General features: G+C 31.5%; 1 protein-coding gene and 1 pseudogene. Both read right to left on the bottom strand.

Features of this window, described 5'->3' with window-relative positions; all coding sequences use genetic code 11:
• The coding region (locus G3997_RS03450; RefSeq protein WP_296648151.1) for a Mor transcription activator family protein at positions 1–228 on the bottom strand (228 nt) is incomplete at its 3' end.
• 9 nt (positions 229–237) lie between these two features.
• Positions 238–509: pseudogene (locus G3997_RS03445) on the bottom strand (replicative DNA helicase); the annotation flags it as partial.

The raw sequence follows: 509 nt of genomic DNA, 5'->3' as shown, positions 1-509 counted from the left end.
TTGAACCTCACTTATTTCAAATACTCTCGCAAGATCCTTTATATTTTTTCCATTATACATTTTTATAATCTCTCTATTTCTTCCATTTCTAAGAAGTGTCTTCTTACTTGGAAAATAAATAGCWATTCCTCCATATTCATTACAAAACTCAATAAACTTATCCATTCCCATAAAGTTTGCAACACCTACAAGCTCCTGTGGAATATCYTCTAATTTAATATAMTCCATATTATCCTCCTAATAATCTAGGTGCTGAAAATGTAGCCTTGGTCCATTGTAGCARTAATGTCTAAATTTAGTTTCTCCATCYCTACATTTAGCAACTATTAAATCCAYTATCTTAATTCCATCTTCTCTTGCTTTAAGTATACTTTTCTTATCTCTTTTAATGTTTGCAACTGCCTCTTCAAAATCAGAAAGTACTGGCTCATGTATATAYAYCACATTATTACTATCATGAAAAATCGCCTTACTATCACGCATTGGTCTTTCTCCCCATGGCCTTAAAT

The organism is Romboutsia sp. 13368 (assembly GCF_018336475.1).
Lineage (GTDB): Bacteria > Bacillota > Clostridia > Peptostreptococcales > Peptostreptococcaceae > Romboutsia.
This window is presented reverse-complemented; position numbering and strand designations above follow the sequence as displayed.